Below are 17,593 nucleotides of genomic sequence, written 5' to 3'. Positions count from 1 at the left end.
GAACATCTCTTAAGCGACCAGTTTTCTGGTGAAAATAGAGCTATGGTACCACCTGATCCCATCCCGAACTCAGAAGTGAAACGTAGCATCGCCGATGGTAGTGTGGGAGTTCCCATGTGAGAGTAGGACATCGCCAGGATCTTATTTAAAGAAAAGCCTCAACACAAGTTGGGGCTTTTTTTTTGTGATTAATAAATCATCTTTTTTCAATTATTCCTGAATGGACAACTTGAATGAGAATGGTGGCAAATAAAAGACATGTCAGTCATTACCTCTAAGCGCTATAAATACAATTCTCTTTAAGGCTTGAAAATTGTTATTCTATTAATGTCGGTTACTATTTTAACCACTAAAATTTTAAAGTATCTAATCAGGATGCTTTGGTTTTAATCATCGCTTAAATATTATCAAGTTAGGCGGTGGTGGCAATTTAATTATTTGTTATAACTCGTTAAAAATTCGATTCTAATTTGTAGCACAAGAAGTGAGAGGCTTAAGCTTAATCATTTATCAGGATTGTTATTTATAGGTTTATCTCTTTGTGTTTAGGGTAATTGGAGCTGAATGTTCAGTGTATAGATTACAAATAGCTGATACTGCTATAATTTTGATTAAACGCATGGTCAATTATATGTCATTTATTTAGTAAGAAATGTATGTGGCAAGTCGACCTGTGGTAGAATACACCTTTTTATTGCACCACACCGCTTTAACACTGTGGTTATTGTGCCCTAAAATTAATTTCTTCTGTTTCGATCATGGTGATAGTCTTAGCAGAATTTTATTTTTCACCCAATTATTTAAGAGTACAGTATGAGTAAAGGCACAGTAAAGTGGTTTAATGCAGATAAAGGCTTCGGATTTATTACACCTGAAGATGGCGGCAAAGATTTGTTTGTTCATCATTCAGAAATTCAATCAGGTGGCGGTTACGCAACTTTGAATGAAGGTCAACAGGTTGAATTTGAAGTAGGACAAGGCCAAAAAGGTCCTTGTGCCAATCAAGTAAAACCATTATAAGTAGTAAGTAGTACAAAGTAACTAATCCAACCAAGCTGCTATTTTTAGCAGACGGGTCAAATTATTTTGACCCGTGTTGGTGAAGTTATACCCCTTCTTTTTCTATCTCAAGATATTTCACTTTAGTTTTTACAATCACGATTCTTACAAGCCCATTGGTTGATAAAAATGAGTGGTTCTAAAAAATCATAAATTGTCATTTACTCAGTTTAAAGAAATTGCTGATTGCCCTATATGGTGAAATTGGTGATGAACGAAATTTAATATAATGCGTTAATGATTGCGCACCAGTACATAATCCGTCAGAGATAATAGCGCACGGTTATTTGCGTTCGCTTGATTGAGGAAATCCTTGGCAGCGTTGATGTGGAGGAGGGCCTTTTGTTGGGCTTGCTTAATCCCTAACAAACTGGGATAGGTGGATTTGTGAAGACTTTCATCAGATCCTGCTGGTTTACCAAGTTGTTCCGTGTTGCTGGTGACATCCAAAATATCGTCGGTAATCTGAAATGCAATACCAAAGTGTTCGGCGAACTTTTGATAAGCCAACTTTTGAGCCTCATTTAAATGATCACACATTGAAGTAACCATGGTGACACATGCCACCAACAAAGCACCCGTTTTAGCACTGTGAATGGCTTGTAACTGATCTAAGTTAATAGCCGTATTTTCGGCCTGTAAATCTAAACTCTGGCCTCCTGCCATACCGTTCATTCCACAGGCAGTCGCTAAGTTATGGATTAATTTCACTACTTTATGCGCTTCTGCAGGTGTTTGACTGAGTACATCAAAAGCCATGGCTTGTAATGAATCGCCTGCTAAAATTGCAGTGGCTTCGTCAAACTTGATATGGCAAGTGGGTTGACCACGTCGCAAATCATCGTTATCCATTGCCGGTAAATCATCATGTATCAATGAATAGGCGTGAATCATTTCAATGGCAGCTGCAAGATAATCAGCATTATCAAGATTAACTTGTAAACTATCCGCGGTGGCATACACCAACAAAGGTCGAATACGCTTACCTCCGGCCAACAACGTGTAGCGAACGGCATTTTCTAAGCGTTGACAGGCCGCTGATTGTTGGCGGTATTGCTTGAGGAAATGGCTTAAAAAAGCATCAATCCTTGCTTGTAATTGGCTGTATTGGATCAACTGGACTCTTCCAATAGTTTGGAAATCTTTTGCTCTGCTTGGTCGATGATTTTCTGGCATTCACGGGTTAAGGCGATACCTTTTTCATATAGTTTAAGGGATTCTTCAAGTCCCACTTCCGGCTGTTCCATTTTTTCAACGATACTGTTCAGCTCGGCTAATTTCTTTTCGAAGGATTGGCTTTGACTCATAGGTGTTATTTTACAAAAGAAAGTTAGTAGAATGCCAATCATATTCAGCATCATATGACATTAACCAATCTTGCCAATGTGTTGAAATTATCGGCCCCACTGCCATTAATTTGTTGTGACTATACAGAAATGGTAAGCGGCTGCGTTGCCAGGGTGGTATGTTTGCTTCTCTGAGTACTTCTTTGACTCGACTGTGATGGTCGCGTCCCGGTAAATGTATTTTCTCACCTTGCTGATTAAAAACAATATTTACATTGATATCAATAGCTTGCTTGGCATAAATCGACATGTTGCCAAATTCATGTTGCCAATTAAATGGTGTATTACTTATATGTAAACTATGGTGCTGGTTGGTATTAATGGTCAATAAATGAGGCCGCAGTGCATAAATGGCATGCTGCCAGGAAATCAGTGTATAAGCCTCAGTTTTTAATGAAGGCATTTTATCTCTATCGGCTTGCAAGCAAGCCTTGGAAAAACTAAGCATCTGGTTACGGCTGGCTGGATTTAAACGCTTGTTGGCTAGCCAGTGGTATAAGTAGGTGGCTAAGTTCTCATGTGATAATGTGTCATTAATGGGGATTGGGTTGTCATTGCCAATAAAATGTTCAAGTAATGCTAAGCTGGCGGTGAGGTTATCGCGGCTGTCTTTTATTCGGTGTAATGCGTCAGGTCGGAAATGTGCAAATAAAGGCATGATTTGTTGACGGATGTAATTGCGATCATAATCAGTATCTAAGTTACTGCTGTCTTCAACCCAAGTTAAATCCTGCTCAGTTAAATATTGATTAATGTATGATTTAGAAGTATTAATGAAAGGTCTATAAATATTTAAACCGTGAAAATAGCCGGTATCGTTCATACCGGTTAGACCATTTAAACCGGTTCCACGTAATAATCTAAAAACCATGGTTTCTACATCATCATTTAAATGGTGTGCAGTGAGCAGTACGACTGAGCCGGTCAACTTATCAACGTGTTGTGAAAAAGCCTTATAACGAGCTGTTCGCAAGCTGTTTTCATCGGATTTTTCGCTGCTAATTACTGTGACGGTAGAGGGAATGCCATAATTTTGGCAGATATTTTGACAATGCCTGGCCCATTGATCTGCGTTTTGATGAATTTGGTGATTAATATGAATTGCTGATAGCTTTTTTTTAATATTCGTTTGATGTACCAGACAATGGAGCAAAGCAGTAGAATCGCTGCCACCGCTAAAAGCCAGTAGGTAATGATCCGCCTCAGGTAATGGCGGTAGCTCAATAATAGGCCGGTTATTCGGAGAATGCCCCATAGGACATGAGACGTTGATAACGGTCTTTAACCAATTGTTCACTGTCTTTGACAGAGAGTTTATTGAGCTGTTCAATTAAGGTTGATTTTATGGATTTTGCGACAAAAGCAGTGTCGCGATAGGCGCTGCCTAAGGGTTCTTTAATGACGTGATCAATTAAACCTTGTTGCTTAAGTTTCTTTGAAGTAATACTTAAAGCTTCAGCGGCATCTTGGGTTTTGTCAGCACTGCGCCATAAAATAGAGGCACAACCTTCCGGAGAAATGACTGAGTAAATACTGTATTCCAGAATATTGGTTATGTCACCAACACCAATGGCTAATGCGCCACCGGAGCCGCCTTCGCCGATAATGGTGCAGATGATAGGTACTTTCAGGTGAGACATTTCTTCCAGGTTTTTGGCAATGGCTTCAGATTGACCACGCTCTTCAGCACCGATTCCGGGATAAGCCCCGGGGGTGTCAATAAAAGTTAAAATTGGCATATTAAATCGTTCAGCCATGTGCATTAAACGCAGGGCTTTGCGGTAACCTTCGGGCCGCGGCATGCCAAAATTCCGATAAATCTTTTTCTTGGTACCACGCCCTTTTTCATGACCAATAACCATCACCGGTTGACCATCAAGATAAGCGGGACCACCCACAATGGCTGGATCGTCGGCAAAGGCACGATCACCATGTAATTCAATAAAATCATCAAATACCAGATTGATGTAATCCATTGTATAGGGCCGCAGTGGATGACGGGCCAATTGAGAAATTTGCCAATCACTTAGATGGCTAAATATTTGCTCGGTTTTGGTGGTTAACTTACTTTTAAGTTTATCCAGCTCTTCATCAATGTCGATGGCGTTGTCATCGCTGACATTTTGCAATTCATTGATTTTGGCTTCTAATTCCGCCAAGGGCTGTTCAAAGTCTAAATAATCTGTATTCATAAGTTAATAAAATTAAACGCGACTGGTTATTTTACGATTAAGTGCGTCGTGATGCCAGCCGAAAGCCATGATAAAATGCTAAGATGTGGCTTTTTTGGAAAAAGCCCATGTCTGATTACATTCGCCAACTGCCTAAGATTGAGTTACATATGCACCTTGAAGGCTCGATGCAGCCGGCAAGGTTATTGCAATTAGCTGAAAAAAATCAGGTTAAACTTCCTTATCAGACTATTGAAGAGGTTGAAAAGGCTTATGCCTTTGAAAACTTGACGGAGTTTGTTGAACTGTTTATAAAAACCACCGAAGTGGTGCAATCCGCAGAAGACTTTCAGGTGGTTACTCAAGATTATTTAGATTTGTGTCGTGACGAGAATATTATTCACACAGAAATATTCTGCGACATCAGAACTTATGTGGATCGAGGGCATCCACCTGAGATGGTGTTAGAGGGTATTAATGCGGCATTCAAATCACAACCAAAAAATGGCATATCAGGTGGCATTATTCCTTGTTTCATACGCCATTTGGGGGCAGAAAAAGCTTTGCAAGATTGGCATATGTTAAAAAATCATCAAGATAAATATCTTGCCATTGGATTGGCGGCCGTTGAACAAGGCTACCCGCCCAAATTGTTTAAAGAGGTGTTTGCACAGGTTCGTGCAGCGGGTGTGCCGGTGGTTGCACATGCCGGTGAAGAGGCCGGCCCGAAATATATTTGGTCAGCTCTGAAAGACATTGGTGCTGTTAGAATTGACCATGGAATTACTTGCCTGGAAGATGATGCATTGGTGGACTATTTAGTAAAGCACAATATTCCACTCACTGTCTGTCCACAGTCTAATGTTAAACTCAACGTCTGTGGGCACATGAGCCAACACCCACTGCAGGATTTATTAAAACGGGGTTTAAATGTCAGTATTCACTCTGATGATCCGGCTCATTTCGGCGCTTTCCTCACGGATAATTTATTGTCAATTCAAACCCATTGTGGGGTCACAGATGCACAAATCTATGCCATGACAGTGAATGCCGCGAAAGCATCTTTCGCAACATCACAAAGAAAAGACCAGATGTTGCAACAATTGGCAAATTTTGCACGATAAAGTCGAAAAAGATGGCGGCAGTATAGGTTTTGGTTTATAAAACAGCTTTACTTTGCGGTTAATGAAGTGCAATCTTTAATAATACCCACTGATCCTGCTCAGGATTATTTCCCAACCATTGTTGAGTCCATAGTCAAGCAAGGTTATGTTGTTTTAAATCAGGTTTTCGATGTCGACTATTTGACACGGTTGCTGAAACAACTTAAGGCTTTAGATTCCCGCGAATTTAATCGTGCCGGTATTGGTCGAGAAGATACTTTTCAAAAAAATGTGTTTGTGCGAAGTGATGAAATTCATTGGTTGAGTGGTGAAGAGAACTTTCTAACCCGTTATAATCAATGGGTGGAAGCGCTTCGTCTATATGTTAACCGGCATTTGTTTTTGGGATTGTATGAATACGAAAGTATGTTTGCTCATTATCCCGTCGGCGCTTTTTACAAAAAACATTTAGATGCTTTTAAAGCTGGTATAAACCGTCGATTAAGTACCGTACTCTATTTAAACCCACAGTGGGGACCACAGGATGGGGGTCAGTTGGTGATGTATGATAAAGAGTCTGATCAGGTTTTGTGTGAAGTCTTACCTGTCTTTGGTCGAATGATTTTATTCTTGAGTGAAGAATTCCCGCATGAAGTACTTCCCGCAAGCCGTTCTCGTTACAGTTTAACCGGTTGGTATCGAGTGAATGAGGGGTTTAATCCGGCACGGTAAAAAGTTTGTGGATATTGAATTTCGACAATACCATATTAATGAACCTTGTTATCTCACGGCTTGGGTTTTACGTGAACAGGTACTTAGAGCGCCTCTGGGACTGTCGTTGACCGCTAAAGATCGTCACATTGATCAAAATTGCTGGCATTTTGGTTTATTTAAGAATAATCAAATCATTGCCACGGTAACAATAGAACCACAGGACGTTGCAAACGATAAACCACAACACGTTAAACTGCGCCAAATGGTGGTGTCACCGGATTTTCAAAACCAGGGATTGGGACAAAAACTTATTAAAAACACAGAACAAGCCCTGCATGAAAAATCAGTTACATCCATTATCTTAGCCGCACGTTTACCCGCGGTTAAGTTTTATCAAAAACTCGGTTATAAACCCCAAGGCTCCGTTTACCACCATCTACGCATAGATCATCGAGATATGTTGAAAAATCTGGATTGACTCAATTGGGCTTATTGATATCTGGTTTTGTTGTATAATTAATTAAAAAGAGTGAATTACATGAACCAGTCAAGCAACAGTGAACAGGTCAATCAACTGTTAAAAACAGTTTTACCCATGAACACCGAGTCTGCTTTTCAGTATTTAGCACAGGCTGATGCAGATGCCGAAGTTATTAATCGGGTGGCGGCTTTGTTAAAGCCTTCTGCAACGCGAACCAACTTTTTAGAGCAACGGGGTGGAGCGGATTGGCTGTTTGCCTCCGTGGCGGCGGATGAAGATTTATCGGGTCGAACCTTTGCAAATATTAAGTTGAAGAAGAAATTAGGCCAGGGAGGCATGGGTGCGGTTTATGAAGGCCGGGATTTAATTTTACAACGCCGGGTAGCGGTGAAAGCCTTGTTGCTAAAACACCCGGTTAATGAAGCGGCCGCAGAACGCTTTCGAAGGGAAGCGTTATTGCTTTCAAAGTTAGACCATGAAAATATCTGCCGTATTCACAGCCTGATTGAAGCACAAGAGTCGGACTTTTTAGTGCTTGAATATATTGAAGGTGAACCCTTAAGTCCAAATCAGTTTAAGACTTACTCACAATCAAAACAGTTGGATATCGTGGCCCAAATATTACGTGGGCTACAAGCAGCGCATCGAAAAAATATAATCCACCGGGATATTAAGCCCGACAACATCATGATTAACCACAAAGGTGTGGTTAAATTATTGGATTTTGGGATTTCGCGTTTAACTGAAGCGAGCCATATTTCAGATGACAATCAAACAACCGAAGATGATAATTACAGTACCCGGGTAGGCGCTTTAATTGGCACCTTAAATTTTATGTCACCCGAACAAGCTGCCGGTGAAGAATTAAGCACCGCCACGGACATGTATTCATTCGGGATGTTGCTGCAAACCTTATTATCAGACGTACCCCCTTATCCCCAAAATTCGACCTCAGAGCAATTAATAAAATTATCCAATCAAGGCAAGACTTTAACCCCCAATGACATTCCCCGCCATTGGCAAAAGCTGATTCAATCGTTAAAAGCCTACGCCCCGGCTGATCGGCCCACAGCAAAAGCGGCTTTGGCACAGGTTAAATCGATTCAAGCAAAGCCGAAAAAACGTTTACGCATGGTGGCTTTCGGCGTATTAATCCTGGTGGCGGCTTTGGCCACCGGCAAATACATCAGCGACCTTAAATACGAGCGTACCCAGGCACAGTTGGCACAACAAAAAGCCGAACAAGTCGTTGCGTTTTTATCCGGTATGTTTCAGCAGGCTAACCCCTATGGCGCAGATGGAGAAGAACTGACTGCCATTGATTTATTGGATTCAGGTGCTGAAAAAATTGATTCAGAATTAAACAATCAACTTGATGCTCGAATTTATCTGAAAACAATTATTGCCGACTCATACCGTTTATTAAATAAAATGGAACAGGCAAAAGTACTCATAGAAGAAGCCAAATTATTAGCAGATAATCCGCAGGTCAGTTTAGCCACAAAAAATAAACTGATGGAATCAGATATTGAATACGATATGGAGTCTGATAATTATAAAGACGCTGAATTGAACTTGAAGAAATTAATGAATTCAGAAGGTATCAGTGAACTTAAATGGATTCAACTCAACAATATGCTGGCTTTGTTAAACTCACATTTAAATAAATGTCTGCCTGCCATTCAATTGGTCGACGAAAGTTTAGCGGCCATTCAGCATATAAATGATGATTTGACGGCAGAAACCATTTGGGCCTTAAATGTGAAAGGGATATGCAATTTTAAACAGGGAGATTATCAACAGGCACTTGATACCTTTAACTTGGCCGTGAAAGCCATTGATAATTCAGATGAAGATCATCGCTCAATGAAAATGTCATTTATTAATAACATGGCGGTGACTTATTCAGCCATGGGCGAACATCAAAAAGCCTTAGATACGGCCATTGCACACAATAAACTCATGGAAGATTATTTGCCTGAAAACCATTTAGACTTATCCAACTCATACCGGAATATTGCAACCGCTTCGGCCAATTTGGAAGACCTTGAATCGGCATTAAAATGGAATCAAAAAGCGATTGATTTACTTGAATTTCATTATCAAAAAGGCAGCTTAAGTCAAACTCAAAGTATGTATGTTTATGCCATGACTGTTCTGCAAAAAGCCATTTTTCTGAACAAACAAGAACACTATCAGGAAGCCAACGACTGGTATCTCGATGCGTTGGAAAAGTTTTCAGAGGTTTTCACCGATCAACACGAAATGATTGCCGATACATACACCGAATTTGCTCAAAACTTATGGTTTCAGGGTGTCGATAAAGTACAGGCTAAAGATCGCCTCGACCAGGCTTTTCTCGCATATGAAGAGTTGAAACAGCCTTTGGTTAGAAAACACCTACAGGCGCATGAGCTGAAAATTACCATGTTGAAAGACACAGATAAAACTGCGGCACATGATTATCTTAAAACCATTTTGTCAGAACTCAAAGAAGAAGGAAATCGAGAAAAAGACATTAAGCGCATTGAAGAGAAATTTAAGGATATTCTTTGATTACGACAGCTTTCTCTGCAAAATATTTTTAGCTGTCGTCCAATAACGTCGGACCGTGCGGGGACTGACATTCAGCGCTTCGGCTGTTTGCTCAGTGTCATAACCGGCAAAATACCGACACTCCACGGTATCTGTGAGTTTCGCATCAATATTACGCAGTTCTTGTAATGATTCATTAATCATTATAATTTCTTGTACATTGTCCTCTACCTGCGCTTTATTATCACCCAAGGTGGTGGCGAATAAATGACCGCCTCGTTTTTGACTGCTTTTGGCCTTAATGCGGTCTAAAATAACCTGACGCATGGCGGTGGCGGATAGGGCCAGAAAATGACTGCGGTTATTGGCTGAAAAATTATCTGATTTTTTTAGTTTTAAATAGACTTCATGGACTAAGTCATGACTATTTAAGGTGGCGTTGTGATTAGCCTTATTAAGTTGGATTTGAGCTGACTGGCATAATTGTTGGTACAACGCACCGATGAGTGAATCCAGCGCACTGTTTTCACCGTCCGCATACGCATTCAGTAACACAGTGATTTGTTTAATATCGGTATCAACAGTCATGACGGTGATTCTATCATGATTTAGAGTTGTTGTTACTTCTTTGCGTTGTGCGAACCGAGCCATGATTGCATTGAACGCTCGAATAGATTGTCTAAAGCTCAGCATGGTATTCTCTGAAACGGCGGTTATAAAAAGGCGGGCTTTATAAAAACAACCCGCCTCCGGAGGACACTTTTTTCATTGACTGCTAATTAATTATCAAAACCATCTTTAAAGATAAGATCGCCTGGTCCCTGGTTATCCACCTCCACTGAACCAATGTCACAGGCGAGGCCTTTGGGTCTGGATTCACCACGTTGGTCTTCGCCCGGGCAATGGTTATTGTCTCCGGCATCGATGGCAGGGCTGTTAGGCGCAGGCAGCATGGTTTTGCTGTGGCCTCCATTGTCCGCTAAAGGACCCAGCAGAGGGTCTTGATCAATAATGTTGGTACAATTTGTATTGCCGTAACCCGTATGAGGACAACCATATTCAAGGATACTGTCATCGATGGTGCTTTCAGCCCGGTCGTGGTAAATGGTGTCACCTTCGGTGGAGGCTGTGTTATCCCACATAATGATGTGTCGCATGGTGGGGCTTGAGACACCATTTAGTCCGCCGGAACTATACATGGCGCCACCATAATTGGCCTGATTGCCGCTAAACGTGGTATTGGTGATTGACGCGCTACTGGCGCCATCTTCACCGTAGTTGTAAATGGCGCCACCATCATCTAATGCGGTATTAGCATAAAAAGTGGTGTTTGTAATATTAGGATGTGCATAGCCATTTTCACCATCATTATAGATGGCGCCCCCCTTGACTGCATCGTTGTTATCAAAAGTAACTCGATTAATTTCGGCTGTTCCGTTACCGGCCAGGTCTGACAGATAAAGTGCACCGCCTAAAATAGCTGAATTGTTGTGAAATCTGCTGTCTTCAACGATAGGTTTACTTTGTCCAAAATCCCAACCTAAACTGTACATAGCACCACCATTGTAATTTGCGGTATTGCTTGTAAATTGGCTTTTCATTAACACCGGGTTACTGGTTCCCTGCGTCTGACCTTGGTTAAAGATTGCGCCACCCAAATCAGCAAAGTTATTGCTAAAGTTACAGTTGATAAATTGAGGAGACGCATTACCATATTCAGCAAAGTTGTAGACTGCACCACCTTTGCTTTTTATACCTGAGCTTTGGGACACGGCGTTGTTACCGATAAAAGTGCACTGGTTAAAAATGGGATTACTATTGCCTTGTTGTGAGCTGTTATTAACAATAGCGCCACCTATTTGAGCGCTGTTATCTGCAAAGGTCACATAAACAAATTGAGGGCTGCTTTCTCCATTTTGTGCGGCATTGTTATACATGGCACCACCAGCCATAGCATGATTATTAAGCATTTTTACGAATAAAAATGTTGGATTACACTGATTGCCGACACCGGTACCGTCGCAATAAACGCCACCACCCAAATTATCAGGATAATCAAAGATAGATGTACTGGCGTAACCGTCACTAATTGTTAAATTTGAGAATACTGGGTTAGCGGAAGAACCGCCGACAGTAATGACATGATAGCTGTTGTCGGTATCGATATTAGGGTTGCCTATATTGCCTGAAAGTATAACAGGGTTGTTTTCTACATCTCTATCGCTTAAATCATTTTCTGTGCCCGAAAAACCACCGATAACAGAAACATCTGAATCCACATGAAAACTGATGGTACGATCAGATCCCGATGTCGGCGTGTAGGTGCCGGTTTTTAGCCAAATGTTTTGACAATAGTTGGTGTTTAAAGCCGCTTGTAAAGTCATGGCGTCTTGATTCCAGTTAAAGCCAGTTCCATTTGGATTGCCATCTACTTTAACCATGCATTTTGTTGTCAGTTCAACTGAACCAATGTCACATTGCCCATTTTGTGGCCTGGAAACTCCGCGTTGGTCTTGCAAAGAACAGTAGGACATATGACCGTTGTTTATAGCCGAGCTTCCTGTTTCTGGAAGTAGGGTCTTTGTGAAACCGCCATTTTGAGTTAACGCTCCCAGTTTGGGATCCTGGAGAATTATGTTTTGACAGACTTTTGAAATAGATCCAAGTTCATGAATATTTTGGCATCCATTTTGAATGACATTGTATTTGGCAATAAGTCCAATATCATGAAGTGTAATTTGATTACCTTCAGTGGCAGAATTCGACCATAAAATACTTGAATTTAAATTCAGTTGTTTGGCAAGTCCATAAATGGCTCCACCAGATGACGCTGTATTGTTGGAGAATGTTGCGTTATAAATCCACGTGCTTAAGGAATAAGCGTATAAAGCACCGCCTTGGTTCATTGCTGCGTTTGAATAAAATGTAACATTTCTGAGTGTCGTTACGCTTTCTGATCCTGACATAGACACGGCGCCACCCGTGTCTGCTATATTTGCGTTGAATGTTGCTTTATTAATTTTTAAATGGTTGTTGCCAGAGCCATTTAAACGGGTATAAATGGCACCACCTTCATTTTCTGCAAGGTTGTTTTCGAAACTTATATTATTTAATTCGATGCTTGTATCAGAACTTGGGCTAAATATATGTACTCCACCTCCATGATTGTTAAAGGTGCTTGAGTTGGTAGCAATATTATTCAAAAATTTAGAATGTTCGATTTTTAAATCTATGGTGCCGTCATTTTGTGAATATACAAACAGTCCGCCACCTGAGTCTGCTTTATTATTAATGAATTCTAAGTTTTTCAATGTTGGACTGCACTTTGACGTAGAACCATTGGCTATACAATGAATGCCTCCACCATTTGAATGTTTAAAAAGAGTTCCATCGGCATTTCCATCCCGGATGATAAAGCCATCAATGATGGTGTCTTGGCTATAACCGTTTTGTAATGAGCCATCCATATAAATGACGTTATAACTGTTATCTGTGTTTGATTGGCTGTTGTTTAAATTGCCTGATAAAACAGCTTTATTATTGACTGGATCTCTCTGAGAGCGTGTTGTTTCGGTGCCGTAAAAACCGCCGTAGAGTTTAACGTTCGGAGCGATAAAAAAGCTGATGCTGCGATCAGTACCCGCAGTTGGGTAGTAGGTGCCCGATTTAACCCAGATTTCGTGACATTGGGAGGGGTTGTTTAAAGCGGATACCAAGTCTTTAGTTTGTTGCCACGATACCCCACTGGCTCCGCTGGTTCCATTCACCGAAACCCGGCAAGTTTGTGCATTTGTTGTACCTATCCATGATATGCCCAGGAAAGCAATTAATAGACAGGTTTTTTCTAATGTTTTTTGTATCATAAATCCTCCGAAAAACTAATTGTGCTGTTATGGTTAATCTAACGAAAAATTAGTTGTTCAAAGGACAAAAAAACGGGAATAATTTAAATATTATTCCCGTTTAAACAGAGGTTGTTGTTAACTCTTTGTATTAGCTGCCCTGTTCTGCGTTAGCTGGGGGCTGAGGCTTATTTTTAATGATCAAAACCATCTTGAAAGATAATGTCACTGGGACCCTGATGGTCGGTTTCCACTGAACCAATATCACAAGCACTACCTTGTGGCCGACTTTCGCCACGTTGGTCTTCGCCTGGACAAAGATTATCATCACCGGCGTCTGTAGCGGAGCTGTTGTTGCCTGGCAACATGGTATCTGTATGTCCGCCATTATCTGTTAATGAACCCAGATGTGGATTACTGTTTATAACATTGTTGCAGTTTGTGTTACCAGCATTGGGACAGCCGCCTTCAATAATGCTTGAGTTAATGGTGCTGGTGGCGTTGTTGTTATAAATTGAGTCTCCGTCGGTTGCGGCTGAATTTGCCCATATAATGACATTGTTCAGTACCGGGTTTGATACACCGTTTAAACCATGGCTATACATACCGGCACCATAACTGGCGTTATTTTGGCTCATTGTTACATTGGTGATTATTGGGCTGCTTTGGCCGTTTTCGCCGTCATTAAAGATGGCGCCACCACCACTGATTGCGGCATTGTTATGAAAGGTCACATTGGTTAATACTGGGTTGCTTTGCCCGTTTTTACCATCATTATAAAGGGCACCGCCATTGGTACCTAAGTTGTTTTCAAAGGTGACTCGTTCAAATTCAGCAGTTCCGTTTGCGGCCATGTCGTTCAGGTAAACAGCACCGCCTTTGACTGCTGAATTACTGGAAAAAGTAACATCAGTATATTTGGGATTACATTGACCATTATTCCATCCTACACAATACACTGCACCACCAAATTGAGAGGCATTGTTGCTATTGAATTCGGATTGACTCACACTTGCTGAGGCAATACCAGCGTGTTGCGCATTGCTATAAATAGCGCCACCAAAGTCGGCTTCATTTGCTGTAAAACTGCTGTTTAGGAACGAAGGTCTGGTCATACCGGCATTTGCATTATTATAAACAGCCCCACCACCGCCATTGCTGCTTGTGACTTGATTGTAGTTAAATGTGGCTGTGACAAAAATTGGGCTTGAAGTTCCTCCATTAGAGCCGTTGTTATAAACCGCAGCACCACCACTAAAACTTTGATTGTCATTGAATCGAACATTGATCAACTGCGGACTACTTTCACCATTATTATCGGCATGATTATAAAGAGCACCACCTAATTGCGCATAGTTATCATTGAAGCTAACATTGATTATTGTCGGATTACATTTATTATTGGCACCTGAACCATCACAAAATAATCCGCCACCGGCATTTAATGGAAAATCAAATGAACCACCGTTGGCATGACCATCTTCGATGATTAAATCAGCAATCATCGTATTGGGTTGAATGGGGTTTGCAGCTGAGCCAATTAATTCAACCACATGATAACTGTTATCGCTACTGTTATTTAAAGCGCCAATATCTCCGGATAAAATAACAGGGTTGGCAGCGATATTACGTTCACCGGTTACATTTTCAGTGCCGGCAAAGCCGCCTAAAATAACTTTTCCGGCAGCTACATTAAAACTGACTTGACGGTTGTTCGTTGTTGTTGGTTTATAAATGCCGGTCTTAATCCAAATTTCATCACAATTATTAGCATTTAAAGCGGTTTGTAAGTCCATTGCATGACTATTCCAATCACTGCCGGTGCCAGCAGGAGAGCCCTGTGTGGTGACTCGACATATGGAGACAATTTCAACTGCTCCAATATCGCAAACGCCATTTTGTGGACGGTTAACTCCGCGTTGATCAATGCTTAAACATGCTGAGTTATCACCGGAATCAACAGCACTTCCCGCTAAAGCAGGTAACATTGTTTGGGTAAAACCTTGGTTCATTGAAAGTGTTCCGAGCATGGGATCGCTTATTTGATTTGCGCTACAGGTTGTCGAACCAGATCCATTATCACCAAATCCTGAACAGCCGCCTTCAATAACGTTATAAGTTGCCATAACGGATGTGTTGGCGTTATATAGCTGTTCACCATTGGCTGCATTATTGTCCCAAATGATACTGTTGGTAATGGTCAAATCAGCATCTGTACTGTGAATTGCACCACCAAAATTGATGGCAGAGTTTCCTGATACAGTAACATTGTTTAATGTTGGCGTTGAACCTTCGTTATAAATAGCACCTCCAGCTATACTGGCGTGATTACCATAAAAAGTCGTGTTCTGATATGTAGTTCTGTCAAAGTGATGAATTTTACTGTAAACAGCGCCTCCTAATTTGGCAGAGTTATTGCTGAACGTGACACTGTTCACACTTCCCTCTGACCAGCCACTATTAATATCGTAGTGTAGGGCACCACCACATTCATCGGCCGTATTATTATCAAACTCGACATTATAGAATATGGGTTGCACTCTGGCTTGTACTCCAAATGCAGAAATTGCACCGCCACAATTGTTGGGCATTAAGTTAAAATGAATGGCAGCATTATGAGTGAATCTTGTGTTAATAATTTTGGGTATGCTACTGGCACCTATTCCAGCCGAAAAATAAACAGCACCACCATTGGCTGCCTGGTTATAAGTAAATAATAGGTTTTCTAATCTAACTTGACATTCATCACCGGGATTTGGCGCCTTACAAATTAAACCACCACCTGCTGGGTCGGTGTTTAAGAAAGCGTCGAGTGCAAAGCCATCTCGAATAATAAACCCATCCAAAATGGTTTCATAATCATTCACAGCTGAAGTTTCAAGAACTGTGACCACATGAAAGCTGTTGTCGCCTGAAACTGAAACATTGTTTATGTTCCCTGATAAAGTGGCTTTATGATTAATGGGATCTCTTTGGGCGCGGTTAAACTCGTTACCTATAAAACCGCCATATACTTCAGTCCCCGGCTGGATTGTGAACGTATCATATCTATCTGTGCCGGGATAATATGTGCCTTCTTTAACCCAAATTTCGGGGCAGAAGACAGAATTCGACAATGCCACTGTTAAAGGAATGGTTTCTTGCCAATTGTTACCTGTGTTGGATGCAAGTCCTGATGTGGAAACATGGCAAATACTTGTTTGACTGTGCGCTGAGTATACAAACACACATAGCAAGGTCATGAAAAAAAGTGTTTTAACTAGATTAAACATTCTGTTCTCCTAAGTGAAGCCTGTAATAGGCTTAAAAAAATTGCTCAGTGGAGGTAACGACACAAAACCAACCTAGCGGACAAAAATATTAAAAGATTTCAGTAAATGTTCTTTTACATCACTTTACTGAGACAAGAGTTGCAATGCGTTCGCCTCACAGCTAATGGTGGCCGGGGTATGGCCGATAAATTCGCCGTCGGGCATTAACGACATCGGTTCGGTTGTGGTCAGGGTGATGGTTTTACCACGACGGGTTTCGATTTCGGGGTGTTCGATGTGGCGGCCTGAGTAGATGGTGGGGAATAAATTTAAGATGCGCCAGCGGGCAATGGGTTTGAGTAGAATTACGTCCAGTAAACCATCATCAATTTGTGCATCGGGCGCAATCTTAAAGGAGGTGCCGGTGTAGCGGCTGTTAGCGATTTCAACAAACACCAGATTGTCCTCAATCAGGTCGCCATCGATGGAGATTTTGACTGGATTCGGTTTAATGCGCATGGTTTCCCATAAAGCAGCCAAAGAATAGGACATGGGGCCGAGTTTTTTAATTTTTTGCGTGGTTTGGCCGATATTAACCACCAGGCCGATGCCGACTATATTGATAAAATAATATTGTTGATCGCTGGTCTGTACTTTACCGACATCCACCGGCCTGAGCTTGTTGCGGTGAATAATATCGATGGCTTTTTCCCAGTCTGCCGGTTTAAGACCCAATTCCCGTGAAAAGGCATTGCCTGTACCCACAGGTAAAATACCCAGCGGCAGCCGCTGTTCGGGACGAACCCGCATCAGGGCGTTAACCACTTCAAATAAGGTGCCGTCACCACCGGCAGCGATCACAGCAGAATAATGGTTTAACTCAGATTGTGTCACCAGGGCATGAACGTCCTTTGGCCGACCGGTTTTTTTTAATTTATAGGCCATGCCGGTTTTCGTTAAATACGCTTCGATGTCAGGGAGCAATTTTTCGGCATAACCGCTACCGGCATGGGCATTAAAAATTATCAGCAGTGGTTTCATTTGATCATGCTCAGTCATTTTAGTTATTAATCTGATGATTATATAACGTT

The 17,593-nt window shown here is 41.3% G+C and carries 13 protein-coding genes and 1 rRNA gene; 6 read left to right on the top strand and 8 right to left on the bottom strand.

Features of this window, described 5'->3' with window-relative positions:
* Positions 1-24: 24 nt before the first annotated feature.
* Positions 25-139: ribosomal RNA gene (rrf, locus tag OS173_RS09520) — 5S ribosomal RNA — on the top strand.
* 674 nt (positions 140-813) lie between these two features.
* On the top strand, positions 814-1,020 hold the full coding sequence (locus tag OS173_RS09515) for a cold-shock protein (RefSeq protein ID WP_267184048.1): 207 nt from the start codon (positions 814-816) through the stop codon (positions 1,018-1,020).
* Positions 1,021-1,293: 273 nt separating this feature from the next.
* Here the strand turns inward: OS173_RS09515 and OS173_RS09510 are convergent, their stop codons facing one another.
* From OS173_RS09510 to accA, 4 genes are read right to left on the bottom strand one after another with little or no spacing between them, the layout of a single operon-like run.
* The gene (locus OS173_RS09510) at positions 1,294-2,175 is read right to left on the bottom strand and encodes a polyprenyl synthetase family protein (protein ID WP_267184047.1); all 882 of its coding nucleotides are present in this window, start codon (positions 2,173-2,175) and stop codon (positions 1,294-1,296) included.
* Entirely contained in the window at positions 2,172-2,366 is a 195-nt protein-coding gene (locus OS173_RS09505) for an exodeoxyribonuclease VII small subunit (RefSeq protein ID WP_267184046.1), read from the bottom strand. The genes OS173_RS09510 and OS173_RS09505 overlap by 4 nt, the downstream gene beginning before the upstream one ends.
* A gap of 10 nt (positions 2,367-2,376) precedes the next feature.
* Positions 2,377-3,660 (bottom strand): tRNA lysidine(34) synthetase TilS, encoded by a 1,284-nt coding sequence (tilS, locus tag OS173_RS09500; protein WP_267184045.1) that lies wholly within the window; start codon positions 3,658-3,660, stop codon positions 2,377-2,379.
* The gene (accA, locus tag OS173_RS09495) at positions 3,641-4,597 is read right to left on the bottom strand and encodes an acetyl-CoA carboxylase carboxyl transferase subunit alpha (protein WP_267184044.1); all 957 of its coding nucleotides are present in this window, start codon (positions 4,595-4,597) and stop codon (positions 3,641-3,643) included. Before accA ends, tilS begins: the two co-directional genes overlap by 20 nt.
* Before the next feature lie 107 nt (positions 4,598-4,704).
* Here accA and add point away from each other — a divergent pair, with 107 nt between their 5' ends.
* From add to OS173_RS09475, 4 genes are all read left to right on the top strand, one after another.
* Positions 4,705-5,700 carry an adenosine deaminase gene (gene add / locus OS173_RS09490; protein WP_267184043.1) on the top strand — a complete coding sequence of 332 codons (996 nt, stop codon included), beginning with the start codon at positions 4,705-4,707 and terminating at the stop codon, positions 5,698-5,700.
* A gap of 66 nt (positions 5,701-5,766) precedes the next feature.
* Positions 5,767-6,411: a 2OG-Fe(II) oxygenase gene (locus OS173_RS09485; RefSeq protein WP_267184042.1), complete on the top strand. Its 645-nt coding sequence runs from the start codon at positions 5,767-5,769 to the stop codon at positions 6,409-6,411.
* The gene (locus OS173_RS09480) at positions 6,386-6,871 is read left to right on the top strand and encodes a GNAT family N-acetyltransferase (RefSeq protein ID WP_267184041.1); all 486 of its coding nucleotides are present in this window, start codon (positions 6,386-6,388) and stop codon (positions 6,869-6,871) included. Before OS173_RS09485 ends, OS173_RS09480 begins: the two co-directional genes overlap by 26 nt.
* Positions 6,872-6,931: 60 nt before the next feature.
* Entirely contained in the window at positions 6,932-9,430 is a 2,499-nt protein-coding gene (locus OS173_RS09475) for a serine/threonine-protein kinase (protein WP_267184040.1), read from the top strand.
* On the opposite strand, the gene OS173_RS09470 is transcribed toward OS173_RS09475, so the two are convergent.
* The 4 genes from OS173_RS09470 to OS173_RS09455 form a co-directional block, all read right to left on the bottom strand.
* Complete coding sequence (locus OS173_RS09470) at positions 9,431-9,997, bottom strand: ECF-type sigma factor (RefSeq protein WP_267184039.1); 567 nt, start codon at positions 9,995-9,997, stop codon at positions 9,431-9,433.
* Positions 9,998-10,188: 191 nt separating this feature from the next.
* Entirely contained in the window at positions 10,189-13,272 is a 3,084-nt protein-coding gene (locus OS173_RS09465; protein ID WP_267184038.1) for a choice-of-anchor Q domain-containing protein, read from the bottom strand.
* Between the two features lie 173 nt (positions 13,273-13,445).
* Positions 13,446-16,478, bottom strand: a complete 3,033-nt coding sequence (locus tag OS173_RS09460) for a choice-of-anchor Q domain-containing protein (protein WP_267184037.1) — start codon at positions 16,476-16,478, stop codon at positions 13,446-13,448.
* A 168-nt stretch (positions 16,479-16,646) separates the two neighbouring features.
* Complete coding sequence (locus OS173_RS09455) at positions 16,647-17,543, bottom strand: diacylglycerol/lipid kinase family protein (protein WP_267184036.1); 897 nt, start codon at positions 17,541-17,543, stop codon at positions 16,647-16,649.
* Positions 17,544-17,593 lie beyond the last annotated feature (50 nt).

This window comes from Marinicella gelatinilytica (genome assembly GCF_026410405.1).
Classification (GTDB): Bacteria; Pseudomonadota; Gammaproteobacteria; order Xanthomonadales; family Marinicellaceae; genus Marinicella; species Marinicella gelatinilytica.
This window is presented reverse-complemented; position numbering and strand designations above follow the sequence as displayed.

Bases quoted from the DNA above. Each gene is read 5' to 3' on its own strand.
- OS173_RS09515 (WP_267184048.1), top strand. From the start codon at position 814: ATGAGTAAAGGCACAGTAAAGTGGTTTAATGCAGATAAAGGCTTCGGA.
- OS173_RS09505 (WP_267184046.1), bottom strand. From the start codon at position 2,366: ATGAGTCAAAGCCAATCCTTCGAAAAGAAATTAGCCGAGCTGAACAGT.
- tilS (WP_267184045.1), bottom strand. From the start codon at position 3,660: ATGGGGCATTCTCCGAATAACCGGCCTATTATTGAGCTACCGCCATTA.
- accA (WP_267184044.1), bottom strand. From the start codon at position 4,597: ATGAATACAGATTATTTAGACTTTGAACAGCCCTTGGCGGAATTAGAA.
- add (WP_267184043.1), top strand. From the start codon at position 4,705: ATGTCTGATTACATTCGCCAACTGCCTAAGATTGAGTTACATATGCAC.
- OS173_RS09480 (WP_267184041.1), top strand. From the start codon at position 6,386: ATGAGGGGTTTAATCCGGCACGGTAAAAAGTTTGTGGATATTGAATTT.
- OS173_RS09475 (WP_267184040.1), top strand. From the start codon at position 6,932: ATGAACCAGTCAAGCAACAGTGAACAGGTCAATCAACTGTTAAAAACA.
- OS173_RS09470 (WP_267184039.1), bottom strand. From the start codon at position 9,997: ATGACTGTTGATACCGATATTAAACAAATCACTGTGTTACTGAATGCG.
- OS173_RS09465 (WP_267184038.1), bottom strand. From the start codon at position 13,272: ATGATACAAAAAACATTAGAAAAAACCTGTCTATTAATTGCTTTCCTG.
- OS173_RS09455 (WP_267184036.1), bottom strand. From the start codon at position 17,543: ATGAAACCACTGCTGATAATTTTTAATGCCCATGCCGGTAGCGGTTAT.